The organism is Maribacter dokdonensis DSW-8 (assembly GCF_001447995.1).
Lineage (GTDB): Bacteria > Bacteroidota > Bacteroidia > Flavobacteriales > Flavobacteriaceae > Maribacter > Maribacter dokdonensis.
In genome coordinates this window covers 644,158-669,498 of sequence record NZ_LDPE01000002.1, presented here as the reverse complement: position 1 = coordinate 669,498, position 25,341 = coordinate 644,158, and the positions used below count along the sequence as shown (strand labels likewise).

22 protein-coding genes are annotated in these 25,341 nt (G+C 35.1%); 13 read left to right on the top strand and 9 right to left on the bottom strand.

Annotation, left to right across the window (positions count from 1 at the left end):
- The gene (locus I600_RS12475; protein ID WP_058104861.1) at nt 1–384 is read right to left on the bottom strand and encodes a putative signal transducing protein; all 384 of its coding nucleotides are present in this window, start codon (nt 382–384) and stop codon (nt 1–3) included.
- 6 nt (nt 385–390) lie between these two features.
- Nucleotides 391–1,548 (bottom strand): aminotransferase class I/II-fold pyridoxal phosphate-dependent enzyme, encoded by a 1,158-nt coding sequence (locus I600_RS12470; RefSeq protein ID WP_058104860.1) that lies wholly within the window; start codon nt 1,546–1,548, stop codon nt 391–393.
- 307 nt (nt 1,549–1,855) lie between these two features.
- Between I600_RS12470 and I600_RS12465 the strand changes: the two genes are divergently transcribed.
- The 7 genes from I600_RS12465 (at nt 1,856) to I600_RS12435 (ending at nt 8,661) form a co-directional block, all read left to right on the top strand.
- Nucleotides 1,856–4,510 carry a PAS domain S-box protein gene (locus tag I600_RS12465; RefSeq protein WP_058104859.1) on the top strand — a complete coding sequence of 885 codons (2,655 nt, stop codon included), beginning with the start codon at nt 1,856–1,858 and terminating at the stop codon, nt 4,508–4,510.
- Nucleotides 4,507–4,917, top strand: coding sequence for a response regulator (locus tag I600_RS12460; protein WP_058104858.1), 411 nt, complete (start codon nt 4,507–4,509; stop codon nt 4,915–4,917). The genes I600_RS12465 and I600_RS12460 overlap by 4 nt, the downstream gene beginning before the upstream one ends.
- Nucleotides 4,918–5,011: 94 nt before the next feature.
- Complete coding sequence (locus I600_RS12455) at nt 5,012–6,811, top strand: M61 family metallopeptidase (RefSeq protein WP_058104857.1); 1,800 nt, start codon at nt 5,012–5,014, stop codon at nt 6,809–6,811.
- Nucleotides 6,812–7,345, top strand: a complete 534-nt coding sequence (locus I600_RS12450) for a GNAT family N-acetyltransferase (RefSeq protein ID WP_058104856.1) — start codon at nt 6,812–6,814, stop codon at nt 7,343–7,345. It begins immediately after the preceding gene.
- Between the two features lie 76 nt (nt 7,346–7,421).
- Nucleotides 7,422–7,949: a DUF2975 domain-containing protein gene (locus I600_RS12445; RefSeq protein WP_058104855.1), complete on the top strand. Its 528-nt coding sequence runs from the start codon at nt 7,422–7,424 to the stop codon at nt 7,947–7,949.
- Between the two features lie 2 nt (nt 7,950–7,951).
- Entirely contained in the window at nt 7,952–8,452 is a 501-nt protein-coding gene (locus I600_RS12440) for a DUF2975 domain-containing protein (protein ID WP_058104854.1), read from the top strand.
- A 2-nt stretch (nt 8,453–8,454) separates the two neighbouring features.
- Entirely contained in the window at nt 8,455–8,661 is a 207-nt protein-coding gene (locus I600_RS12435) for a helix-turn-helix domain-containing protein (RefSeq protein ID WP_058104853.1), read from the top strand.
- 54 nt (nt 8,662–8,715) lie between these two features.
- Here I600_RS12435 and I600_RS12430 read toward each other — a convergent pair whose 3' ends face one another.
- From I600_RS12430 to I600_RS12400, 7 genes are all read right to left on the bottom strand, one after another.
- On the bottom strand, nt 8,716–8,994 hold the full coding sequence (locus I600_RS12430) for a F0F1 ATP synthase subunit epsilon (RefSeq protein WP_058104852.1): 279 nt from the start codon (nt 8,992–8,994) through the stop codon (nt 8,716–8,718).
- Between the two features lie 64 nt (nt 8,995–9,058).
- On the bottom strand, nt 9,059–10,567 hold the full coding sequence (atpD, locus tag I600_RS12425; protein ID WP_058104851.1) for a F0F1 ATP synthase subunit beta: 1,509 nt from the start codon (nt 10,565–10,567) through the stop codon (nt 9,059–9,061).
- A 169-nt stretch (nt 10,568–10,736) separates the two neighbouring features.
- Nucleotides 10,737–12,371, bottom strand: coding sequence for an SGNH/GDSL hydrolase family protein (locus I600_RS12420; RefSeq protein WP_058104850.1), 1,635 nt, complete (start codon nt 12,369–12,371; stop codon nt 10,737–10,739).
- A gap of 18 nt (nt 12,372–12,389) precedes the next feature.
- Nucleotides 12,390–15,179 carry a TonB-dependent receptor gene (locus I600_RS12415; RefSeq protein ID WP_058104849.1) on the bottom strand — a complete coding sequence of 930 codons (2,790 nt, stop codon included), beginning with the start codon at nt 15,177–15,179 and terminating at the stop codon, nt 12,390–12,392.
- A gap of 256 nt (nt 15,180–15,435) precedes the next feature.
- The gene (glmS, locus tag I600_RS12410; RefSeq protein WP_058104848.1) at nt 15,436–17,280 is read right to left on the bottom strand and encodes a glutamine--fructose-6-phosphate transaminase (isomerizing); all 1,845 of its coding nucleotides are present in this window, start codon (nt 17,278–17,280) and stop codon (nt 15,436–15,438) included.
- A 157-nt stretch (nt 17,281–17,437) separates the two neighbouring features.
- On the bottom strand, nt 17,438–19,357 hold the full coding sequence (locus I600_RS12405) for a DUF4270 domain-containing protein (protein ID WP_058104847.1): 1,920 nt from the start codon (nt 19,355–19,357) through the stop codon (nt 17,438–17,440).
- Between the two features lie 5 nt (nt 19,358–19,362).
- Nucleotides 19,363–20,172, bottom strand: coding sequence for a glycogen/starch synthase (locus I600_RS12400; RefSeq protein ID WP_058104846.1), 810 nt, complete (start codon nt 20,170–20,172; stop codon nt 19,363–19,365).
- A gap of 102 nt (nt 20,173–20,274) precedes the next feature.
- Here I600_RS12400 and panC point away from each other — a divergent pair, with 102 nt between their 5' ends.
- The 6 genes from panC (at nt 20,275) to radA (ending at nt 25,270) form a co-directional block, all read left to right on the top strand.
- The gene (panC, locus tag I600_RS12395) at nt 20,275–21,120 is read left to right on the top strand and encodes a pantoate--beta-alanine ligase (protein ID WP_058104845.1); all 846 of its coding nucleotides are present in this window, start codon (nt 20,275–20,277) and stop codon (nt 21,118–21,120) included.
- Nucleotides 21,121–21,128: 8 nt separating this feature from the next.
- Nucleotides 21,129–21,479, top strand: a complete 351-nt coding sequence (gene panD, locus I600_RS12390) for an aspartate 1-decarboxylase (protein WP_058104844.1) — start codon at nt 21,129–21,131, stop codon at nt 21,477–21,479.
- Nucleotides 21,480–21,482: 3 nt separating this feature from the next.
- On the top strand, nt 21,483–22,448 hold the full coding sequence (locus tag I600_RS12385; protein WP_058104843.1) for a lysylphosphatidylglycerol synthase transmembrane domain-containing protein: 966 nt from the start codon (nt 21,483–21,485) through the stop codon (nt 22,446–22,448).
- 26 nt (nt 22,449–22,474) lie between these two features.
- A complete protein-coding gene (locus tag I600_RS12380; RefSeq protein WP_058104842.1) occupies nt 22,475–23,617 on the top strand; it encodes an alpha/beta hydrolase in 1,143 nt (380 codons plus the stop codon).
- 48 nt (nt 23,618–23,665) lie between these two features.
- Nucleotides 23,666–23,836, top strand: coding sequence for a hypothetical protein (locus I600_RS19215; protein ID WP_157490896.1), 171 nt, complete (start codon nt 23,666–23,668; stop codon nt 23,834–23,836).
- A 72-nt stretch (nt 23,837–23,908) separates the two neighbouring features.
- Nucleotides 23,909–25,270, top strand: a complete 1,362-nt coding sequence (gene radA / locus I600_RS12375) for a DNA repair protein RadA (protein ID WP_058104841.1) — start codon at nt 23,909–23,911, stop codon at nt 25,268–25,270.
- Nucleotides 25,271–25,341 lie beyond the last annotated feature (71 nt).

The following is a 25,341-nucleotide window of genomic DNA, read 5'->3' as shown; positions in this document are numbered from 1 at the left end:
TTACTTTGAATTAGTGATCATGTTACAATTTAGGCACTTATATTTTCTTTTCTCGAAAAATGGAAAAAGTTTATAAAATATACCCTTACTGTTATAATATGGCTCTGACCTCCGGGCTTTGCAATTAGGACAAACAATGGGTTTTCCATTATTATCCAAGGCGTACGTTCTAATACTGTTATAGACAGCAATTGCCCTTTCTTTATCTTTAGAATATACTTGCAACTTTACACCACCAATGGCATTACTGATCAATGGATCTGAGTTCAAGGTGTTCTCATCCCTAAGAAAAACGGGTATACCCTCAGATTCTAGCTTACCTTTAACAATTTGCACATCGGCAACATATTCAAAAGATGCCAATTGATAGAATTTATTCTCCATAGACCACTACATATAACTAGCCAATAATTTTACCAAAAGCCCAATCTCTTCCTTTGAATTATAACTATGTAAACAAATTCTTAACCGTTCTTGTCCTACTGGCACCGTTGGCGATAGAACAGCTTTTAAATTAAAACCTTTATCCAACATCTTATTCGCTACTTCTTTTGCGTTTTTAGAACCAGGTATAATACAACCTTGAATAGCAGAATCACTTGGCAAAAAACAAGCTTCTAATTTATGCGATGCTACTTGTTTTTTAAAGTACTCAATGTTTTCAAATAGTAATGTTCTAGGTGCTTTACCAAGTTCATCCAAAAATTCATGAGCAGTTATAATTGTAGCCAATGAATGTGGTGTTAGACCAGTAGTATATATAAATGATTTTGCAAAATTAACTAGATAATCTTTCAAATCTTCAGAGCCAATTATTGCTGCACCATGGCAACCAAATCCTTTACCAAAAGTTACCGTTCTAGCAAAAACATCTTTTTCCAATTTCAACAATGGCACCATTCCCTCTCCATTATTACCCAATACCCCAACCGCATGAGCTTCATCCACTATTAGACAATACTCATTTGATTTCGCATATTTAGCAAAGGCTTTCAAATCAGGAGAATCTCCGTCCATGGAAAAAATGCTTTCCGTTACAATAAAAACCGAGTATGTTTCATGTTCATTTCTAGCTACATTCAAAGCTATTTTTTCTTTTAAGCTAGCAAGGTCGTTATGTGAAAAACTATAGGATTTGGCGTTACTTAAACGTAACCCTTCTCGTATACTAGCGTGTATATACTCATCATAAAATACCAGGTCACCTTTTTGGGGAAGAGTACTAAATAGCCCTATATTGGCATCATACCCAGAATTAAAAACCAATGCCGCATTAGATTTGTAAAAGGTGGCCAATTGAGATTCTAACCTAGTAAATAATTTATGATTTCCAGATAATAATCTTGACCCTCCAGAACCATTTGAGGCAACACTTTCAGTCAATAATAATTGAAAAGTTTTAGAAAATAAGGTCTCGTTAATAGCAAAACCTAAATAATCATTGGATAAAAAATCAATTAAACCTTCTGTGGTATTAAGTGTACGTAAAGTACCTTCTTTTTTACGTGTTTCTAAAACTCGCTTTAATCTATTAGGCAATTGGCTCATAGCACAAAAATAACTTTTCTATGAAAGGATTATAACCAAATTGAAAATTTCATGAAATTTTTCTACCATCTTATCAATATCTCTGACAATCCTTTAAGGTTTTGATTGAAAACGTTGTAAATATTCATTTATCAATCTGATAGATAACCACTTAGATGATCATGAAATTTAGGTTTATTGAAGAAAAAATCAATTAAATGCATTGATAAACAAACTTAAATACTATTTTTGCCTCTTTTTTTAAAGAAATTTCTTACTATTATTTTAGAATATTAGAATAAGTAACTATCTTCTTACCAAGATAACCATGAAAGGGAGAAATATTTTAGATACTAATAGATTAAAGGCATTGATTTCTTTTGATGTTATGGATACTAATCCAGAGGCTATCTATGACGAAATAACAACCCTTGCAGCTTCTATATGTAACACACCCACAAGCTTAATTTCATTTGTTGATGACAAAAGACAATTTTTTAAGTCTAGGCATGGCTTAGACAGTAAAGGAACACCTATTGAAGATTCTTTTTGCAAACATGTCATTATTGATGATACCAATTTACTTGTTGTAGAAAACACCCTGGTTGATAAAAGATTCAAAAACAACAAACTAGTTACCGGTGAACCGAATATTGGCTTCTACGCAGGTGCATCATTAACTACCGAAGATGGTCACCGCCTTGGCACATTGTGTGTTATTGATTACGAATCAAGACAACTTAGTAAAACCCAATTAGACGGACTACAAACATTGGCCAAACAAGTGGTTCATCTTTTAGAATTACGAAAAGCGAAAAAAATTGAACAAGACCAAAAAATTGAACTTGAGAAAAAGGGTCGACTTTTAGACAACATTGTTTCTGCCACCGGCATAGGGTTTTGGGAACGTAATTTCGCAAACGACACCTTTACTATAAACCAACAAGGCATTGACATTTTGGGTATAGATCCCAATACAGTAAAAAATTTTAAAACTGATGACTGGTTTAAACTGATTAACCCTGTGGATGTAGCTGAAGTTGAGAAAAAAATGCTCCAATGCTTACAATACCCATCTAAAGATTGTAGCGTGCAATACAGATTCCTACAAAAAAATGGGGAATTTAAATGGATACTTGAAAAAGGTAAGGTATTAAAATGGAACGAAGCTAAAGAACCGTTAGTTATGTACGGTACTTTACAAGATATAACAGAGAAAAAAAGCTTTACAACCGAGCTTCGTAGGGTCAAGAACAACCAAGAGGCTATGATCAATAGCACTAGGGACCTCATGTGGTCTATAGATTTGGATTTTAAACTAATTACAGCCAATACTGCATTTCACGAACTGGTTAAAAAAATCCAAGGTGAACCTTTCAATGAAGGAGACTCTGTTTTTTCTACAAGCGTACCTAGTAGTATTACGGAAAAATGGAAATCTTATTATACCAAGGCAATTAAAACTGGTAGTTTTTCGGTCAAACAGAAAATACAAGACCCCAGTAAATTTTGGACGACATATGGATTAACCTCCTTTGATTTAATGTATAACAAAGAGGGGGAAAAAATAGGGGTTACCTGTTTCTCAAAAGACATTACCTCAGAAATCTTATCTCAGCAAGTTTTATTAAGTGCAAAAGAGGAGATGCAAAAAATAATGGACACTTCTTTAGATATCATATGCACCCTTGATGAGGAAGGATACTTTTTAAGTATTAACAGAGCTGTAGAAGATATATGGGGGTATGCACCAAAAGATATTATTGGTACTAGATATAATGAACTGATACACGAAGAAGATATAATTTCAACAGAAGAAAATGCCGAATTTGTTTTGTCCGGAAACAAAGTAGTCAATTTTGAAAATAGATACGTTCATAGAGATGGTCATGCCGTACCTATGCTTTGGTCCTCTAACTGGGATGAAAAAGATCGTGTATATTATTGTATAGCCAGAGATAATACCGAAAAGAAAAAAGCGGAACTTCAATTAGAAAATAGCGAACGTAGATTTAAGACTTTGGTACAAGAGAGTAGTGATATCATAACTATACTAGATGCCGAAGGTAATTTCAAATATGTAAGTCCAAGTTCTACCAGGGTTATCCAAATTAGTCCAGAAGAATTTGAAGGACAAAACGCTTTCGATTACATACATCCAGATGATTTAGAGCGTGTAAAAACACAGTTCAACAAAATAACCCAAAATGGTTCTATAAAGATAGAACCGTTTAGATTTAAAAATAAACTGGGTGAATGGCGATGGTTTGTTGCCAATGTATCCAACCAAATACATGAACCTTCAATTCAAGGGGTTATTATAACCTCTAGAGATATTAATGACACCAGAATTGCAAAAGAACAACTAGAGCAAAGTGAACGCAGATATAAAACCTTAGTGCAAGAAGGCAGCGATATGATCTGTATTATGGATGAAAATGCCAACTTCACATATGCAAGTCCTACTTCCACGAAAATCTTGAATATTACGCCAGAACAATTTATAGGTACTAATGCATTCGATTATGTGCACCCAGATGATTACAATATAGTGTTTAATGAGTTTATTAAAATTCTAAAAGTTAACCAGGTAGCCATTAAGCCATTTAGATTTAAACATGGGGACGGACACTGGATCTGGTTAGAAACTATTGTTACCAACAAAATAGACGAGCCATCATTAAAAGGAATTGTGGTAAATTCTAAAGATGTTACCACCAAGGTTCAACATCTAAATGCCATTGAGGAACAAAATGCCCAATTGAAAAAAATTGCATGGACCCAATCACATATCGTTAGAGCTCCAGTAGCAAGATTAATGGGCTTGGTAGACTTATTAAGAGACGATAAAGAAAAATTAAAGCTTGAAGAAAGAGAGCAAATTCTCAATTATATAATTACATCGGCAGATGAAATTGACAATGTTATTAAAGATATTGTAGACAATACCATAAATGCCATCGATTTAGACGAAAATAAATGAATTATAAACTTATAATAATTGAGGACGATCCCATTTTTACATTTTTACTGGAAAAAGGAATTGATCATGCCGAACTACAGGGTGAAATAATAAATTTCTCAAATGGAAAGCCTGCAATAGAACATCTCAGCAATTCCTATTCGAAATCCCATAATTACATTATTTTTCTTGATTTAAATATGCCGATAATGAACGGCTGGGAGTTTATGGATAAATTAGAATCTATTGCAACTACAGATAATTGTATGGTATTTGTGCTTACTTCTTCTGCATATAGAGATGATATTGAACGTTTAAAGAAAAAGTCATTGGTATCGGATTTTGTAACCAAACCAATTACAGAATTTCATTTAAAAGGTATTAAAGGTAACATTATAGAAAAATTCGAAAAAAACGGAATTGTATAAGTCCCACCTACTTATCACCCCATATTTTCATTTTAGAATCCATTTTTCCAACATTCATTTACCAGCTTCATTATCTTAGCTAAAAATCTAAGATATGCGCTATCTCACCCTTTTACTTTTTTTAGGATTACATATTTCAAGTATTACCGCACAATCTAGTACCTATGTAATATCATTTGATAATGCGGTACATCACGAAGCCGATATTTCAGCAACCTTCAACGAAATAGTTGAAGACACTTTATCACTTAGGATGAGCCGTACATCACCAGGTAGGTATGCACTTCATGAATTCGCTAAAAACGTATATAACTTAAAGGCATTTGACAGTAAGGGAGATGCACTACCCATTTCAAAAAACAACCCATATGAATGGCTTGTTCCTAAACATGATGGCACTGTAAAAATCACCTATACACTTTATGCCAATAGAGCGGACGGAACGTATTCTCAAATTGATGAGACACACGCCCATTTGAATATACCGGCAACCTTTATGTACGCACCATCCCTAAGCACAAGAAAAATCACTGTAGATTTCAAAACCAGAGATGATTTAAATTGGAAGATAGCTACACAATTACCTTTAATAAAAAACAAAACCTATAGCGCTCCAAATCTGCAATATTTTATGGATAGCCCAACCGAATTAAGCAATCACAAACTAAGGGAATTCAATATAGACGGGCAAACCATAAAATTAGCGTTACATGATCCATGTACCGAAGAAGAAGCATCCACATATTTTGAGAAAGTAAAAAAAGTGGTTCTTGCCGAAAAAGAAATATTCGGAGAGCTACCCGCATTTGATTATGGTTCTTATACTTTTATTGCTTGCTATGTACCAAATGCTTCCGGTGATGGCATGGAGCATAGAAATTCTACAATTTTGACCAGCACCAGAACATTATCAAATGGTGGTATGGATAGAAATATAGGGACCGTTTCACATGAGTTTTTTCATAGCTGGAATGTGGAACGTATTAGACCAAAATCTTTGGAACCGTTTAATTTTGAAGAAGCAAACATGAGTGGTGAATTATGGTTTGCAGAGGGCTTTACAAGTTATTATACCAACCTTATTTTATGCAGGGCAGGCTTAATTACACCTGAAAAATATGTAGAAGGATTAACAGGCACTTTTAACTATGTGTGGAATTCACCTGCAAGACAATTCTTTAACCCTATAGAAATGAGTTACCAAGCTCCTTTTGTAGATGCGGCAACTTCCGTAGACCCCGTTAATAGAGAAAATACCTTTATTTCATATTACTCTTACGGCAGTGTTCTTGGGTTAGCTTTAGATTTACAACTACGTAATGAAGGTCTTAATTTAGATGATTTTATGAAGCTGGTTTGGTCAACCTACGGTAAAACCGAAAAACCTTATACCATTGAAAATTTGAACGAACTATTGAACACGTACGCTGGTAAAACATTCGGCAATAACTTCTTTAATAGTTTTGTTTATAAAAGCGAAATGCCGCAGTATAACGAACTATTTAAAACAGTTGGCATAAGTATGTCTCAAAATGCAGAAATAGCCTATTTTGGTGCCGCTGTATCTATAACAGATGATTTAAACGGTAAAATTGGAAGCAATACCAAAATTGGGAGTCCGGCTTACCTTGCCGGATTAGATAAAGACGATATCATTACTTCAATAAACGGAGAATCATTCCCTAATGGAATTCAATTTAATACGTTTATCAATGAAGGATTCAAACCAGAAGACACTCTTTCAATAACTTTTTTAAGAGATGGTATGGAAAGAAAAACTGAGGTCATTTTAACCTCTGAACCAAAGTATGCCATCAACTTAGTGGAGAAAAATGACAAAGCTCCTTCTAAAAAAGTATTAAAAGCCCGCCAAGCTTGGCTAAAAGTTGAATAAATGAGCTTAATATATACCACCGCCACAACCAAAGAAGAATTAATACAAATTCTTTCTTTACAACAGATGAACTTAAAATCAGCTGTTTCCGATCTAGAAATGCAACAAGAAGGATTTGTAACCGTACGTCACAATTTAGATGTGCTAACTAGAATGAACAACGCCTGCCCCCATATTATCGCAAAAGATGGTGATAAAGTAGTAGGTTACGCACTTTCAATGACTGATGATTTTAAAGATGAAATTTCAGTTCTAAGACCAATGTTTACCGAATTAGAAAATGTAAACATTCAAAATTTTATTACCATGGGGCAAATCTGTGTTGCCAAGACCCATAGAAAAATGGGTGTTTTCCGTGGACTCTATAACGCCATGAAAAAAGCCTCTTACCCAAAATATGATGCCATAATTACCGAAGTTGATGCTACAAACAGCAGGTCATTAGGTGCACATTACAACGTTGGTTTTGAGAAAATTTGCACTTATCATTCTTTGGGTCAAGACTGGGAATTGATTTCTTTGAGGACATCATAATTCAATAAATTTTATTTTTATTATTGTTTTTCGATAATTTTTATATATTTGTTATCGTTAAACAATAATATCTTTTATGAAAAGTCTTCTTACTGCACTCAAATGGCTTATTAATTTTTTAATTTTCTCCGTACTAATATCTATAATTATAAACTTAGGTGAACTATCAAAATACGTTCTAACAAAATCTGATTTGCTTCAATATTCTGGTGAAGAAAATAGCTGGATGCTAATGCTTCTAATTCCTTTACCAACTGTTTTATTACAAGGTTATATATTCTGGCTTCTTTTGAAATTTAGAAAAGTAATACCTGAATTTAAAACGGATACAATATTTACAGAAAAAAATAGTGCTATATTTAGAAAGGTCGGTAACGGACTTATAGCCTATTCTGTATTAATTTTCTTTATAAGGTTAATAGAAAAATCCTTTGAAATAACTTTAGAATATGGTGTCTCAGCTTCATATACCTTAGGCAAAAATTTTGGAACGGCACTAAGCGGAAGAATATCACTTTTAGTAATAGCTATTTTTCTACTTATTATAGCCCAATTAATTAAAGAAGGCTATCGTCTAAAACAAGAAAACGACCTAACTATATAATTATGCGACACACTGAACTGTTTAAAGTACTAATAGATATTCTATTTTATACCCTTTGTCTTGGACTTTTAGTAATATTATTTTTTGGTCCTTTAGGGTTGAATTCTATTGCTCAAGAAAATAATTTCGTCCAAGAATGGGATGCAATTTCATGGTTAATATTAGTCATATCTATTCTTGGCTATATCTTACTAATAATTGGAGTCAAATACCTAAAGAACGTAGCTGGGATAATGACAAAAAATATAGGTTTCAGTCCATCAGTTCAAATCAATCTAAAAAAATCAGGTAAGTCCTTAATATTTAGTTCACTTTTAAACTACCTAACTTACGCCTTAGTATTCGTGAAACAATTAATTTTAAATGTACCAGTTGAAATTATATTTGATAATAATTTACTCCTTCAAGTATTCATAACAATAGTTGGATTGTATTTTATTATTCAAAGTGATATTTTGAAAATGACATATAATATAAAAACAGAAAACGACCTAACCATATAATTATGAGCATTGTCGTTAACTTAAATACCGTATTAACAGACCGTAATTTAAAAAGCAAAGAACTGGCTGAAATGATTGGTATTACCGAAGCTAACCTATCCATACTTAAATCAGGTAAAGCAAAAGCCATTCGCTTTTCTACACTGGATGCTATTTGTAAGGCATTAGACTGCCAACCTGCCGATATTCTTGCTTACGAAAAGGAATAAAAAAAGGCTACACTTTTAAGTGTAGCCTTTTTAATTTATAATAAAATGTACTAATTAATCCGCTAGTACAATTACTTTATTATTCTTAAGTTCAATAGTACCGCTAGAAATTTGTAAAACTGTATTTCCGGCAGCATCTTTAGTGAACTTAGACGCATACTCTTTATCTAGAGTTATATTGCCCGCAACTTTCACCTTACCCTCTTGTAATAAAGAAACAATTGGAGCGTGATCTTTTAACATCTGAAACTCACCATTTATACCAGGTACTGTAACTGATGTTACTTCGCCAGCAAATAAGGTTGCTTCTGGTGATACAATTTCTAAATACATATCTTTTTTACTTATGAGTTATGAGCTATGAGTTTCAATTCTGAACTCTAAACTCTGAACTTAATTACGCTTCAGTCAACATTTTTTCACCAGCCTCAATCGCTTCTTCAATAGTACCTTTAAGGTTAAAAGCTGATTCCGGCAAGTGATCTAATTCACCATCCATAATCATATTAAATCCTTTGATAGTCTCTTTGATATCAACTAAAACACCCGGTATACCTGTAAACTGCTCTGCTACGTGGAATGGTTGAGATAAGAAACGTTGTACACGTCTTGCTCTACCTACCGCAGACTTATCTTCTTCAGATAATTCTTCCATACCTAAAATGGCGATAATATCCTGTAGTTCTTTATAACGCTGTAAAAGCTCTTTTACTCTTTGCGCACATGCGTAATGCTCTTTCCCTAAAATTTCAGCTGTAAGAATTCTTGAAGTCGAATCTAAAGGATCTACCGCAGGGTAAATACCAAGCTCGGCAATTTTACGAGACAATACAGTTGTTGCATCTAAGTGAGCAAAAGTTGTTGCCGGTGCTGGATCCGTTAAATCATCCGCAGGTACGTAAACCGCTTGTACCGAAGTAATAGAACCTCTTTTAGTTGACGTAATACGCTCTTGCATAGCACCCATTTCCGTAGCCAACGTAGGTTGGTAACCTACCGCAGATGGCATACGACCTAATAACGCCGACACCTCTGAACCTGCTTGCGTAAAACGGAAAATGTTATCTACGAAGAAAAGTACATCTTTCCCTTGACCATCACCTGCTCCATCACGGAAATATTCAGCAATTGTCAACCCTGAAAGTGCAACTCTAGCACGTGCTCCAGGTGGCTCGTTCATTTGACCAAAAACGAATGTCGCTTTTGAACCTTTCATAGCTTCTTTATCAACTTTCGTCAAATCCCATCCGCCATCTTCCATAGAGTGCATGAAATCATCACCGTACTTAATAATACCAGATTCCAACATCTCACGAAGCAAATCATTTCCTTCACGAGTTCTTTCACCTACTCCTGCAAATACTGAAAGACCACCATGACCTTTAGCAATGTTGTTGATCAATTCTTGGATCAATACCGTTTTACCTACTCCGGCACCACCAAATAATCCAATTTTACCACCTTTTGCATAAGGCTCGATCAAATCGATTACTTTAATACCAGTGAACAAAACTTCTGTAGATGTAGAAAGATCTTCAAATTTTGGAGCTTCTCTATGTATTGGAAGACCGGCTTCACCTGCTTTAGGCAAATTACCAAGACCATCGATAGCATCACCGATTACATTGAACAAACGACCATATACGTCATCACCTACCGGCATTTGAATCGCACTACCTGTAGCCACTACTTCAACCCCTCTACTAAGACCATCGGTAGAATCCATAGAAATAGTTCTTACCGTATTCTCGCCAACATGAGATTGAACTTCCAAAACCAATTTTGATTTGTCCTTATTGACAATTTCCAAAGAATCATAGATTTTAGGAAGATCTGCACCTGATTGAAATTCTACATCAACTACGGGGCCAATGATTTGCGAAACTTTACCTGTAACTTTTGACATTACTTATATGTTTATATATTACGTTTAATAAAACCTGAAAAATATGCTCTCATTTTCAGGCTGCAAAGATATAGTTTTCAATTTTAAAGAAAAACTGTTTTTTTTCTTTTTTACAAAAGTAAAAAGGTGCCCTAAAAGCACCTTTCCTAAATTCATATTTTACACACAATTATTGTAGTGTTGCCGGGTAATTCGTAGGATAATCTCCTACGTTCAACAAATTACCGGATTCTTCAAAATTAGAACCATACGTTGCATCTATTGCCTTCATGAATTCATTAGCCAACAATGCATATCCTCTTGCGGTTGGATGTATACCATCTAAAGAGAATGCGCTACCAGTTACCAAATTTGAGGTTAATGTAAAATCACCACTTGTTATTCCTCCATTCGCCAATTGGTTCAATAGTCCATTTGCATCAACCAGAGCTAAACCTGCTTGATTAGCCGTAGCTTCTATAATTTGATTAAAAGCCGCTGTAGCCACGGCAATTTCTTCTTGCTCACTAGGAATCAACACCCATTTATCTTCTAAAGGCAATGAAATACCTTCTACTGAAAACTGACCTGCCAATGTCTGTGGTAAACCTGCAGCCATAAGAGCAGCAACGGATTCTGTATTTACCGTTCCTATAATAGAAGAGCTTGGTAATACGAACAAATCATCTGCAGTTGCTTCTCTGGTTTGCCCATAAGTACTACCCAATAACCCCGCCACTAAAGGCGCAGCTTCTACCGGCAGTCCAAAAGATTGTACAAAAGCCGGAAATGTAGGACTTGCACTAAGTACACCAGCTATTTGAGCTGACAAATCGGTCAAGGTTTCATCTCTTATTACGACTTCACTTGCCGCGGTTGTGGAAAATTCTATGGAGCGCTCTGGCACACCCAAGAAAGCATACACTTGATTCAATTGCCCAAAAATGCCATTTAAAGTAGCAATTTGATCTCCAAAATCTGGATTGGTAGGATCTAATGGGTTATGTGGCACTGTTGTAAAATGAGGCACATCTGTAACATTAGGAATGTTGGCAACGACCCCTTGAGCACCACCTGCAGTTAACGTTGCGATCAAAGCTCCATAACTACCATCAAAACCTTGACCTGGCGCACCGGAAATAGGTGTAATAGGATCTGTTCCATCACCTCCTGTAGTGGCATATCCTAATACATCATTATTACCTATCCATAAAGAGAAAAAACTAGGGGACTGACCAACTGCCATTTCTAAAACGCTAATATCTGGCGTTGCACCGGTCATTCTTACAAAATAAGGATTAGCAAGACCTAATTGTACGTTAGCTATATTACCATATCCCGGCGCTAACAAATGAAAACTTTTTGCACCAGGCACCCCTAGGTTATTAAAAGGTCCTGTTGGGTTATTTAAAGCAATATCCGTGGTAACGGTTACATCCCCAATTAAAGATTCTAAAGAAACGGGACCCGCTCCACCAAATACTAGTCTAGGATCTTGTATTCTAGTACCCGCAAGTGCAAGACCACCAATATTATCATTGGTTAAAGGTTGACTAAAACTACCCCCACCTGCAAGGCTAAATTTTTGCGATAACAGATTGGGCATAGACAATGTCTGACTAGCTTGAAATAAAGCTCCATCTGTAAAACCTGCCGTTAAAGAGTTACCTAATGAAACATAATTAGAGAAATCTGCAGAACCAGCAGTTAACGCGGGCAATTCCTCTACAATGACCTCTGGTTCTAAATCAACATCTTCTGGGTCGTTACAAGCCGTAAAAGCCAAGACACCTAAAGAAATATATAAATATTTTAAGTTTTTCATTTCAACTTTTGATTTTAATTAGTTGTTAATTGTCCAAGAAACATAGTACATAGACCCAATAAGACCCGTACCGAACGCAGTGTTATATTCTTTACCCGTTAGGTTTGTACCCCCTAATTTGAAAGAAGATTTTATACTTGGAACTTCATAGTTAATTTGCGCATCAACTACATGAAATTCAGGGATTACACCATTACCAAAAGTAGCTTCCCAGAAATAATCATCGCTAAATCTATAGGACACATTAAACCCGAAATTTTCAAAAAGTTCCTTATTACCAAAAGAAGCTTTGAACTTGTGTTCTGGAGTATTGAAGTTCAGCATTACATCTGGATTGGCTTCACGATCAAAATCCAGTTTTGTAAATGTATAACTACCACCTAAATCAAAATTACCCAACACCTTAACATCAAGACCAATAGATGCTCCATAAGAATTAACATTAGCATCAGTATTGGTGTATGTACTATATGCCTGGAAATCTCCATTAGCTATTGCCGCAACTGAAAGTCCGCCATCACCAACTTCTCCATAGTAAGGAGCAACAACTACCTCTTGAGAGATGAAATCTTGATAGCTGTTATAGTAGGTACTAAAATCAATAACTAATTTATCGACCTTACCTCTATACCCGATTTCAAAAGAAGTTACTTTTTCTGGCTTCACTAAATCTGGATTTGCAACTTCAAGAACCGAAGGGTCACCTGTCTCAGCCAAAGCGGTGGCAGAAGCTGCGGAGTAAGAATTATTATATGCAGCTGCACCAGTTTGTGTAACCGACGAAGGTTGACCTAACAACTGACCTGTTGCACTAACATCAAAATTTCTTGAATATTGCTCTAAATTATCAGGTGCAGAACCAACTAAAATTGCTCTACCGGCATCCAAACCAATAAACAGATCCTGAGTAGTAGGATTTCTAAATCCTGTTTGAGCAGACGCTCTTATATTATGATTTCTGTTCAATGTATAACCTGCAGACAATCTTGGAGAATAAAAACCATCAAAAAACTCAGATTTATCATACCTGATAGACCCCGTTAGTTTTAAACTTTTTTCTCCTGCCATAGGCAAAGTCTTTTGAACCTGTGAATAAATTCCGAATTCTGAATAATCAATAGGTCCGTCTTCCTCTGAATCTGTATAAATAGTACCTAAAGAATTTAAACTATATTCTCTAAAGGAACCACCAACTTGTATTTCCGCCCAATCAATTAAATGACTAAAGTTATAATTGGCGTCAGCATGGTAGTATTTAGATTGATCATAGAATTGTGACCCTACACTTAAATCCGGATCCTTTATTACCCTATTAAATGCAGCTTCGAACTCTGGCGTACCTGGCAATAGTCTACCAGATTCAGCTTGTGCCCTTGCAGCAGCATGTGCCTGCTGATCAGTAGCACCTGCCAATGTTGCCTGTACATATGCACCCGTATATTCACCAAACCATGTATTATCATCTTTCCATGCTCTGTTAATATTAATTCCGGTAAAAACCATATCATAAGAATCACCAGCTTTATCACCAACTACATAACCCCTTACAAAAAAGTTATCATTTTTGATTTCCAATTTATGTTGTTCTTGAAAGAAACCAGCAATATTATATCTATTAGTACCTTGATAAATAGTATTACCTGTACCCACTTTACCTACATAAGAAATTTCTAAACTATTATCTTCAATGGGTCTATAATACAAGCCCCAATCCGCTTTAATACTTTCTGCATTGTAATTGGTAAGATCACTTTCATTATACCCGGTTCTACTAACAATTTCAGAAGGCACCAAAGCATTTGCCCCAGAAGGTAAAACACCTAAGCCCTCTAGCGTAAGTGCAACCTCTTTAATATTGGTAGCAACCTCGTCACCATAAACGTTAATACCGTCATAGTTTAGGTTATCACGCGTACCACCAACAGTGTTTCTATCATCTGTATTATTGGCAGCCCAGTCCGTACCTTTTAAGTAACCAAAATTAACCTTAGCCGCAAACTTATCGCTGAACTTATGTGCAGCCCTAATACCAAAATCAGTATAAGAATTATCTCCCGAAGCTTGTTGAGAAGTAATACCTTGCTTAATAGATACACTGATACCTTCATAGTCAAAAGGGCTTTTACTTCGCATAAATAAAATTCCATTAAATGCATTTGCCCCATATAGTGCAGATGATGCCCCAGGCAACAATTCAACACTTAACACATCTGGTTCTATAAGACCAACTAAATTACCAATAGGGAAATTCAATGCCGGTGTAGAGTTGTCCATACCATCTACCAGTTGCATAAAACGTGTATTGGCAAAAGATGCAAAACCCCTGGTGTTAACCGATTTAAATGTTAAACTGTTTGTGTTAACGTCTACACCTTTAAGATTTTCAAGGCCACCATAAAAATCGGCAGCCGTGGTATTCTTTATTTCTGAAATACCAATTCGCTCTACCGTAACTGGAGATTCAAAAATACGCTCAGGAGTTCTTGAAGCAGATATGACTACCTCATCCAAAAAGGTCTGAGATTCATTTAAAACTACAGTAATAGTTTGGTTTGCACTAGTAATATCTTCTGTACTACTTGTATAACCAATACTTGATATTTCTATTTTGAAAGGTGGCACTTCTGATGTAGCCAAATTAAAATTACCATCAAAATCTGTTACAGTCCCAATGGTTTTGCCAACAATAACAATATTGGCCCCGGGGATAGGCACGTTGTCTTGGTCAACAACATTACCACTGATATTAGTTTGGGAATACGTAAAGGTTCCCATAATCATCAATGCTAAAAGTAGTATTGCTCTCATTCTTAATTATAGTTTAAAATTAGTTGTGGGTTAAGATACAGATTATTTTATACCAATAATAGTAATTTGAAAAAAATTATGCATGCATAGTATTATTTTAATAATTATATAGCTGTTTTACTAGTAAAAACGCAATTAACTTTTCTTTTGCAATCAACTAAAAATCAACTTAATCTACCAAATTTATTATTTGACTGAACAAAAAAAGGGGTGTGATTGCGATCACACCCCTTTTTTAAATTATTATAATTTTCTTTTATTCCACCGTTACAGATTTGGCAAGGTTTCTTGGTTGATCAACATTACAACCTCTCATTACTGCAATATGATACGACAGCAATTGCAAAGGTATCGTAGTCAATAATGGTGTTAAACTCTCTAAAGTTTCTGGCACTTCAATTACATGATCGGCCAACTCTTTTACCTGCTCATCACCCTCAGTAACAATAGCTATTATTTTACCTTTTCTAGATTTTATTTCCTGGATATTACTAACCACCTTTTCATAGTGACCTTTTTTGGTCGCAATTACAAAAACTGGCATATGCTCATCTATTAAGGCTATTGGGCCATGTTTCATTTCAGCCGCTGGATAACCCTCCGCATGAATGTAACTAATTTCCTTTAATTTTAACGCACCTTCTAAAGCCACTGGAAAGTTATATCCCCTTCCTAAATAAAGACAATTAGTTGAGTCTTTATATACATCGGATATTATTTCGATCAATGTATTTGATTCCAAGGATTTTTCAACCTTTGTAGGAATTGTTTCCAACTCAGTTAAATATTCGTGGTATTTAGACTCTGAAAAAACGCCTTTAGCTTTTGCCAACTTTAGGGCCATGAGTGTCAATACCGTAATTTGAGTAGTAAAAGCCTTGGTAGAAGCAACTCCTATCTCCGGTCCGGCATGAGTATAAGCACCAGCATCTGTCTCTCTTGCGATAGAAGACCCTACTACATTACATACACCGAATACAAAAGCACCACGTTCCTTCGCCAATTTAATGGCCGCTAGGGTATCTGCTGTTTCTCCAGATTGTGAAATTGCAATTAGAACATCCTTATCGGTAATTACCGGATTTCTATACCTAAATTCTGAAGCATATTCCACTTCAACAGGAATTCTTGCTAAGTCCTCAAATATATATTCCGCCACTAAACCAGCATGCCAAGAAGTACCACACGCAACTATTATAATTCTGTTAGCATTTAAGAATTTTTCCATATTAAGATCAATTCCCGCCATTCTAATCAGACCTTGATCTGCTAACAAACGCCCTCTGTATGTATCCTTTATAGCTCTTGGCTGCTCATAAATCTCTTTTAGCATAAAGTGATCATAACCACCTTTCTCTATTTCTTCGAGATTCATTTGAAGCTCTAAAATTCTAGGATAGGCAACGGCATCATCCTTAATTTTTCTAAGTTTTATTTCTTTCCCAAGTCTAATAATAGCCATTTCCTCATCTTCAAGATAAACAGCATTATTAGTAAATTCTATAAATGGTGAAGCATCTGAAGCAATAAAAAATTCATCTTCACCAATACCTATCGCTAATGGACTTCCCAATTTAGCTACAACTATTTCGTCTGGTTTTCTTTTATCAAATACAGCAATAGCATATGCTCCCACTACTTGATTAAGTGCTATTTGTACAGCTTTTCCTAATTTAACATCTTCGGTTTTTTTAACCTCCTCTATTAAATTAACAAGTACTTCGGTATCAGTATCCGATTGAAAGGTATACCCACGTTTGGTCAACTCTTGTTTAATAGCCTCATAATTTTCTATGATACCATTATGTATGATGACCAAATCTCCGGAATTGGAATAATGCGGGTGCGAGTTTACATCATTAGGAACACCATGTGTTGCCCAACGTGTATGACCTATACCTATTTTTCCAGCTTGAGAAATTTCTTTTGCCTTATTCTGTAAATCTTCTACTTTACCTTTCGTTTTCGAAAGGTTAATTTGACTACCATCATATAATGCAATACCAGCACTATCATAGCCACGATATTCTAATCTCTGAAGTCCTTTTATTATTATAGGAAACGCTTCCCTATGTCCTATGTAACCAACAATTCCGCACATATTAATTTTTATTTGAGTATTTTGAGTTCAAATCCTAAGGCAACAAAATTAAATAATTGCGCCAATAGACTTAAACCATTTAGTGTAGACAACGTAAATTATGTATAAGTGGTATGTCAACATCCAAAATAATGACAAAAATAACTAGAACAACCTATTAATTTGCCTTGGTGTAGATGATTTCTAATTTTAAACGCTTATCAAAATTTGGATCGGTAGTCTCTAAATTACCGCCATACAAAATTGTACCCAAAGGTGTAACCGTAGAAGTAATAGGTAATTCTTCTTCACCATTGGTAACCTTTGCATCGGATATATTCCAATTCTGAATATTGGTTGACAATGTTAAACCAAGTGTAGCATTTGTTGAATCTCTCACTACCATATCATTGATATGATCGGTAATTTTCACAGAATAAAGCACCCCTTTCCCGTTCGTTTTTTGAATTACTCCATCATAATTCGGGTAAAAACTAAATAAATTTGGAGTACCAGCTACAGCTAAAGCCTGATCACTTGACGTATCAATTAAGGGAAATTTATTTTCGGCATTGTACAGATAAAGTCTTGGAGGCTCTAAAGTACTACCCACTGCATCTAATTGATCCCTATCAATATAAAAAACCAAATTTGCTTCATTTATCACCCAATTCTCACTTCTAATTTGCTCTAAAATATTTTCACCACCATCCTCTTCAAATAAATTAATTTCAGCATAAGTACCGGGACCTCCTTTTAAATATATTCTTGATGCATTTTCACCGGTATCTAAACTCTCTAATATTTGAGGACCATAATTCTCTGTAATTATAGTGTTCACCGCATTTCCAGAGATAACACCTGTAGATGTATTCTGTGTTAAAAATGAAAAGGTAAAATCTCTTTCTAAAATATTATTTGGGTTATCATCACTTGTATCATCAGTTGTACCATTGGTATCATAGTTTGTATAACTATACGTCATAGTAATATTTGAGCTTCTTAAATCGAACATAAAAAGAACATCATTACCATCACTATCAACAATTGAAAAATGAAGCCCACGAATAAATTCAGTAAAATTTGATTGACTGATCAATTCTGAACTACCCTCTTTATCCAAAATATTTTCCTGAAAAAAATCATTGTCCAATGCTACCCTTATTCCCGGTGGCAATTTTGTAAAAGTTTGTGACTCATCCACATCTTCAGTAGACTCATCATCTTCATTCCGAATTAAAATCTCCTCATCAATAATTTCTACATCCCCTTGGAATAATGGATCGCCTGTAACAAAATCCGGTGAAAACACCTGATTAGAATAATACTGTTGTGCTTCCTGAAAACTGGCATTTGGATCTAGATCTCTTAAAAAGAAGGTTGAACGCTCTACCTTTAGATTAAATTTTGGTAATGGAGACTTTGCTACATCATCATAATTTACTCCATTAATATAAATACTATCCAATTCTACCTTTTCCGCAAAATTGTCGGCAAATATAGTAGCGCCGTCCGGATCATTAAGACCATCTCGATCAGCATCTACGCTTGTGTCATCTAAGGGATCTGTATTCGATGCAGTTTCTATAATATTGGAAACCCCATCACCATCATTATCATTATCACTATTTTCTGGCTCGGCATCATACTCATCGGCAACACCATCTCCATCAGTATCCAATGAATTTGTTAAAAAAGGTATATATAAATAAACTTCTTCAACGGTCTCATTTTCCTGAACCGTAGTTATTGCTTCATCTGCAGTACCCGCCCTATCCTCTTTATCTTGCGAAAAACTACCGAAGGAAGGATTCGCCGTACTAAGAAATATTTGCGATGTTACAGAAGCTTCTGTTCTACCATAAACCGGATCGTTATACGTACCCAATTGATAAACTGCTAATTTATTGGTCTGTACCGCTTCTATATTTTTATTATAAGCAAAAACATCATAAACCTCTATACCCGTAGCAAATGGCTCATTACCAACTACTCCAGAGCCTATAGTAGTTAAATCTTGCTCGCAAGACACCAATAGACCCAATATCAAAAACAATCCCAAAAACTTAGGGAAAGCGGACTTAGCAATAAAATTCATTCAGATTATTTTAAAACTTCGGTGTTATAAAAATTTGCATAAGCCTCTTCAAATTCTTGAACAGGGACATATGGCAACACTGGTTTTTCTTGGTTGGTAATGTGGCTTTCCAATTCATCTGGAATATCTTCCGAAGCTAAAATAACAGCATCGGAGTAATCAACAGCCACCTTTAACAAATTATTATAGGTAGGTTCACCTAATGAAGCAATTTCCTCTTCAGGTATACCATCAAAAGAAATTCTTTTGATCATATCCTTATCCAAGGCACCTTCAAATGTTTTACCGTATACCGACAATACAATTTTACTGTCAGCAAAAAGTGGCTCATCAGCATAATACTTTTTCAAGTACAACGGCAATAAACTCGCCATCCAACCGTGAACATGTATAATATCTGGTGACCAATTCAATTTTTTCACGGTTTCCATAACACCTTTTGCAAAAAATATTGCACGTTGGTCGTTATCCGGAAATAAGTTTCCTTGTTTATCCGTAAAGGTTGCTTTTCGCTTAAAGTACTCTTCGTTATCAATAAAGTAAACCTGAATTCTTTCCTTTGGAATAGATGCCACTTTAATGATCAATGGCATATCCATATCATTAATGACCAAATTCATTCCAGAAAGTCTAATTACTTCATGTAACTGATGTCTTCTTTCATTGATGTTTCCATATCTAGGCATGAATATTCTAATCTGGCCACCATTGCTGTTGACCATTCTAGGTGCTTCATAAGACATTAAGGAAACTTCGTTTTCGGGTAAGTAAGGAACTAATTCAGAAGATACAAACAATATCTTTTTACCATTCATAAAGGTTATATTTTATTTTTCACTGGAACGTAACCGCAAAATTACAAAAAATATAGAGATTAGCAGTAATTATAGTAAGTTTGCTCGCTAATGCAATTTTCAATGCAGGTAATAAAGACGAAAAAAGTACTTACGGAAAAACTTAATAAACTTGGCAGCAGCCTAAATTTAGGTCTTGTACCTACCATGGGAGCGCTACATCAAGGGCATGCATCTTTAATAAGGAAAGCTGTTGAAGAGAATGATAAAGTCGTAGTCAGTATTTTTGTAAATCCTACACAGTTCAATAATTTAGAAGATTTAAACAAGTACCCTAAGACTTTAGATGCTGATTTACATTTAATTTCCGAAATATCTGAAGACATCATTGTATTTACGCCGGAAGTCTCTGAAATATATCCTAAAACCGTTGTTCCAAAAATTTACGATTTTGAGGGTTTGGACAAAGTCATGGAAGGGGAATTTAGAGATGATCATTTTAACGGTGTAGGCACCATTGTAGAAGAATTGCTTATTGTAGTACACCCTACTAGGGCGTACTTTGGTGAAAAGGATTTTCAACAACTACGTATTATACAGAAACTTACCGAAATAAGACAAATACCGGTTGAAATAATTGGTTGTGAAATTGTCAGAGAAGATCATGGGTTGGCCATGAGTTCTAGAAACGAAAGGTTAAGCAAAGAAACACGACTAAAAGCAGCATTCATTTACGAAACCTTAAAGGCTGCCAAAATCAAATTTGGCACGGATAATGCTCTGAGTATTAAAGAATGGGTAGTTAATGAGTTTAAAAGAACGAATGATTTTGAACTTGAGTATTTTGATATAACCGATGTCGAAACCCTAACACCCATAATTGAAAAAACAAATAATTTAAAATACAGGGCCTTTATTGCCGTTTACGTAGAGAACGTAAGGTTAATAGATAACATAGCCCTAAATTAATTGAAGTTATGCAAGTAGAAGTAGTTAAATCTAAAATACACCGTGTAAAAGTTACCGGTGCCGATCTTAATTATGTTGGCAGTATTACAATTGATGAAGATTTAATGGATGCCGCTAATTTTATTCGTGGTGAAAAGGTTCAGATTGTCAATAACAATAATGGTGAAAGATTAGAGACCTACATTATTCCCGGTCCAAGAAAAAGCGGTGAGATAACCTTAAATGGTGCCGCCGCAAGAAAAGTCGCCGTTGGTGATGTTTTAATTTTAATTTCCTATACTTGGATGGATATTGAAGATGCAAAGAAATTTAACCCTTCTTTAGTTTTCCCTAATGAAGAAAACAACCTATTAACTTAGAAGTTGACCGACACTCTGAAAAAAAATCTTAAAATTATACTCCCAATTGCCTTGGGAGTTTTTTTGGTTTGGTACTCTTACAATTCTACTACACCTGAGAATAGAAAGGAAATTCTATTTTATATTAAAGAAGCCAATCCGCTTTATGTATTCCTTTCGGTATTATTGGGCATTCTTGGTCATGTTTCCAGAGCTATCAGATGGAATTACCTTTTAGAACCTTTAGGGTATAAGCCCAAGCTTTTAAACAATATTCTAATAATTCTAACCTCTTATTTTGCCAACCTTGGTATACCCAGAACAGGAGAAATCTTAAGGGCAACCGCATTGACCACTTACGAAAATGTTCCTTTTGAAAAAGGCTTTGGCACTATCGTTACAGAAAGGGTTATAGACGTAATAATGCTGCTTTTAGTAGTTACTATAGCATTTTTTCTTCAAACAGATATCATTTTAGGACTTCTACAAGAACGTGGTTTTAACGCAACCACCCTAATACTTATGGCATTGCTAGGCGCAGCCCTGTTCTTGCTGTTTATATTTTTCATTAAAAAATCTAATAGTGCCATAGCCAATAAAATTAAAACCTTTGTAAAAGGATTACTTGATGGCGTGTTCAGCATTTTTAAAATGAAAAATAAATGGCTGTTCATTCTGCATACATTTTTTATTTGGGGCTGTTATATCGGCATGCTTTGGATTATTAAATTTACCGTGCCAGAAACCATTTCCCTGACACTAAGTCAACTATTGGTAGCCTTCGTTGCTGGAGCCTTTGCAATGGCAACAACAAACGGTGGTATAGGACTTTATCCAATAGCAGTAAGTAGTGCTTTGGCCATCTTTGGAATAAGTTCTGTATCTGGAGATGCCTTTGGTTGGATCATTTGGATCGCACAGACTTTAATGATAGTTGTTTTTGGTGCAATATCTTTTCTTCTATTACCGTTATTGAACAGAAGCAAGTAAGTTTTAGATCTAATCAATTACCCCTTATGCGTTATCTATACTTTTTTTTCGCACTATTATTTGGTTACACCTCTTATGCACAAGTGACCCAAGAAATTTTTGAATCTTTTAAACTGCAAGAGCGAAGAGATGTACATTACTACTTTCCAGAAAATTTAGATGAAACCAAAAAATACCCTATAATCATTGTACTTGATGGCGAGTACCTTTTTGAACAAGTTGTAGCAACATCCAAATTTTACAGTAGATTTCATGGTATGCCGCAAAGTATTGTTGTAGGTATTGACCAAAGCAAAAACGATCTAAGATATGAAGATTGTGCTTTTGACCCCGAAAACGGACTACCATCCGAAAAAGGCAAAAGCTTCTACGAATTCATAGGCATGGAGCTAATACCCTATCTAGACCTTAACTATAGTACCGCTCCCTTTAAAATGATAGTAGGATATGATATCACCGCAAATTTTATGAATTATTGGTTATTTAAAGATAATTCTATTTTTGACGGTTATGTTAGTATTTCTCCAACACTAGCACCAGAAATGGAAAGCAGGCTACCTATGAGATTAGGTACTTTTGACAATCAGATTTTTTACCAATTGATCGTTGAAGGGGAAGAGAGTAATGACAGGCAAAGAATTTTGGGCATGAACAATGATATAAAAGCCATTGATAAAGAGTCTCTACATTATTTCTTTGATGAATATACCAACGCAGATCATATTTCTGTAGCTACCTACGGTATAGGGAAAGCATTTGACAATATTTTTGGCATGTTCAAACCCATAAGTCCAAAAGAATATAAAACACAAATTCTTACCAGTGAAGAGCCTGTTTACAATTATCTTGAAAACAAATACCAAGGTATAGTTGATATGTTTGGTTTTAGCAAACCTGTAGAATTAAATGACATCATGGCAATTTATGCCGCTTCTAGAAAAAAAGAAGATTTTGAATCGTTAAAACCATTATCTGATCTTTGTAAAAAAGAATACCCAGAGACTATGCTAGGTTTTTATTTTGAGGCTGAGTATTATGAACAACTGGGCGAACCCAAGAAAGCATTAAGAACATTTGAGAAATCTTTTCAAATGGAAGAAATAGATTTTTTAACTAAAGAAATGGCCCTTGAGAAAATGGATGCACTGAAAGCCGATTTTGGTTTTTAAACAGAATTAATAAACGGCTAGTCCCAAATTAGCCTAACCTACTTAATTATGATTAAAATTGACGCAATGTACTTCGTGTTCTCCGGAGTGCTCTTTACTTACTTTGGATTAAAAGGAGAATTTAATCTGGCGTATAACGGAATTGCCCTTTTCATGGCATGGGCATCATTTTTTCTAGCTTTTAGCGCTTTTAAAAAAGAAAGGTCGAGTAAAAATTGATTCTAAATTTGATTTAAGAATTTACTCATCTCAAACTTCTTGCTACCTTTAGCCACTTTTTAAATACTAAAGATGGCCAAAACAAAAACTGCCTTTTTTTGTCAAAATTGCGGCACCCAATATGCAAAATGGGTAGGGCAATGTTCTGCTTGCAAACAATGGAACACTGTTGTTGAAGAGGTTGTACAAAAAGAAGAAAAATCTAGTTGGAAAACCCCTTCACAAAGCTCAAAAAGAGTTTCAAAACCTCTTTTGGTCAATGAAATTAGTATTGAAAAAGAAGTTCGTTTAAATACTTTTGATCTTGAATTCAATAGAGTTCTTGGTGGCGGATTAGTACCTGGAGCATTGGTGCTCTTAGGTGGGGAACCTGGTGTAGGAAAGAGCACACTACTGCTTCAAATTGCCTTAAAACTACCGTATAAAACGTTATATGTTTCAGGCGAAGAAAGCCAAAAACAAATTAAAATGCGTGCTGACAGAATTCACCCGAACAGTGAAACCTGTTTTATACTTACAGAAACCAAAACTCAAAATATATTTAAGCAAATTGAAGCTACAGAACCAGATATTGTAGTCATTGATTCTATACAAACGCTGCACTCCGATTATATTGAATCTGCTGCCGGAAGTATTTCTCAAATTAGGGAATGCACTGCGGAACTTATAAAATTTGCCAAAGAGACCAATACACCTGTCATTTTAATTGGGCATATTACAAAAGACGGTTCTATTGCCGGACCAAAGATTTTAGAGCATATGGTTGATACCGTTCTTCAATTTGAAGGTGACCGTAATTATGTTTACAGAATTCTAAGGTCACTAAAAAATAGATTTGGATCCACAGCGGAACTTGGTATTTACGAAATGCAAGGTAGTGGCCTAAGAGAAGTCAACAATCCGTCAGAGGTATTAATATCCAAAAATGATGATGGTTTAAGTGGTACTGCCATTGCAGCTACCGTTGAAGGCATGCGGCCACTGCTTATAGAAATTCAAGCTTTGGTAAGTACCGCGGTTTATGGAACACCTCAACGTTCAACTACGGGCTATAATGTTAAAAGACTAAACATGCTCTTGGCCGTTTTAGAAAAACGTGCTGGCTTCAAACTAGGTGCAAAAGATGTTTTCTTGAATATTACCGGTGGCATATCCGTAGACGACCCTGCTATTGATTTGGCAGTTATCGCCGCAATTTTGTCGAGCAATGAAGACATACCTATTGACAAAGGCATTTGTTTTGCTGCAGAAATTGGGCTTGCAGGTGAAATTAGACCTGTACAAAGAGTTGAACAACGAATTCTTGAAGCAGAAAAACTAGGCTATGAAACAATTATTATTTCAAAAAATAATAAAATAGGCCTTAAATCAACCAAAATAAGAATTCTATTGGCTTCTAAAATTGAAGAAGTTGCCGGTAATTTATTTGGTTAACGTTTATCTCTCATTATTCTAGCCAAGACCATTATAATTATCACAACGGCAACAATAACTACTATTTGTCC

Bases quoted from the DNA above. Each gene is read 5' to 3' on its own strand.
- I600_RS12475 (WP_058104861.1), bottom strand. From the start codon at position 384: ATGGAGAATAAATTCTATCAATTGGCATCTTTTGAATATGTTGCCGAT.
- I600_RS12470 (WP_058104860.1), bottom strand. From the start codon at position 1,548: ATGAGCCAATTGCCTAATAGATTAAAGCGAGTTTTAGAAACACGTAAA.
- I600_RS12465 (WP_058104859.1), top strand. From the start codon at position 1,856: ATGAAAGGGAGAAATATTTTAGATACTAATAGATTAAAGGCATTGATT.
- I600_RS12460 (WP_058104858.1), top strand. From the start codon at position 4,507: ATGAATTATAAACTTATAATAATTGAGGACGATCCCATTTTTACATTT.
- I600_RS12455 (WP_058104857.1), top strand. From the start codon at position 5,012: ATGCGCTATCTCACCCTTTTACTTTTTTTAGGATTACATATTTCAAGT.
- I600_RS12450 (WP_058104856.1), top strand. From the start codon at position 6,812: ATGAGCTTAATATATACCACCGCCACAACCAAAGAAGAATTAATACAA.
- I600_RS12445 (WP_058104855.1), top strand. From the start codon at position 7,422: ATGAAAAGTCTTCTTACTGCACTCAAATGGCTTATTAATTTTTTAATT.
- I600_RS12440 (WP_058104854.1), top strand. From the start codon at position 7,952: ATGCGACACACTGAACTGTTTAAAGTACTAATAGATATTCTATTTTAT.
- I600_RS12435 (WP_058104853.1), top strand. From the start codon at position 8,455: ATGAGCATTGTCGTTAACTTAAATACCGTATTAACAGACCGTAATTTA.
- I600_RS12430 (WP_058104852.1), bottom strand. From the start codon at position 8,994: ATGTATTTAGAAATTGTATCACCAGAAGCAACCTTATTTGCTGGCGAA.
- atpD (WP_058104851.1), bottom strand. From the start codon at position 10,567: ATGTCAAAAGTTACAGGTAAAGTTTCGCAAATCATTGGCCCCGTAGTT.
- I600_RS12420 (WP_058104850.1), bottom strand. From the start codon at position 12,371: ATGAAAAACTTAAAATATTTATATATTTCTTTAGGTGTCTTGGCTTTT.
- I600_RS12415 (WP_058104849.1), bottom strand. From the start codon at position 15,179: ATGAGAGCAATACTACTTTTAGCATTGATGATTATGGGAACCTTTACG.
- glmS (WP_058104848.1), bottom strand. From the start codon at position 17,280: ATGTGCGGAATTGTTGGTTACATAGGACATAGGGAAGCGTTTCCTATA.
- I600_RS12405 (WP_058104847.1), bottom strand. From the start codon at position 19,357: ATGAATTTTATTGCTAAGTCCGCTTTCCCTAAGTTTTTGGGATTGTTT.
- I600_RS12400 (WP_058104846.1), bottom strand. From the start codon at position 20,172: ATGAATGGTAAAAAGATATTGTTTGTATCTTCTGAATTAGTTCCTTAC.
- panC (WP_058104845.1), top strand. From the start codon at position 20,275: ATGCAGGTAATAAAGACGAAAAAAGTACTTACGGAAAAACTTAATAAA.
- panD (WP_058104844.1), top strand. From the start codon at position 21,129: ATGCAAGTAGAAGTAGTTAAATCTAAAATACACCGTGTAAAAGTTACC.
- I600_RS12380 (WP_058104842.1), top strand. From the start codon at position 22,475: ATGCGTTATCTATACTTTTTTTTCGCACTATTATTTGGTTACACCTCT.
- I600_RS19215 (WP_157490896.1), top strand. From the start codon at position 23,666: ATGATTAAAATTGACGCAATGTACTTCGTGTTCTCCGGAGTGCTCTTT.
- radA (WP_058104841.1), top strand. From the start codon at position 23,909: ATGGCCAAAACAAAAACTGCCTTTTTTTGTCAAAATTGCGGCACCCAA.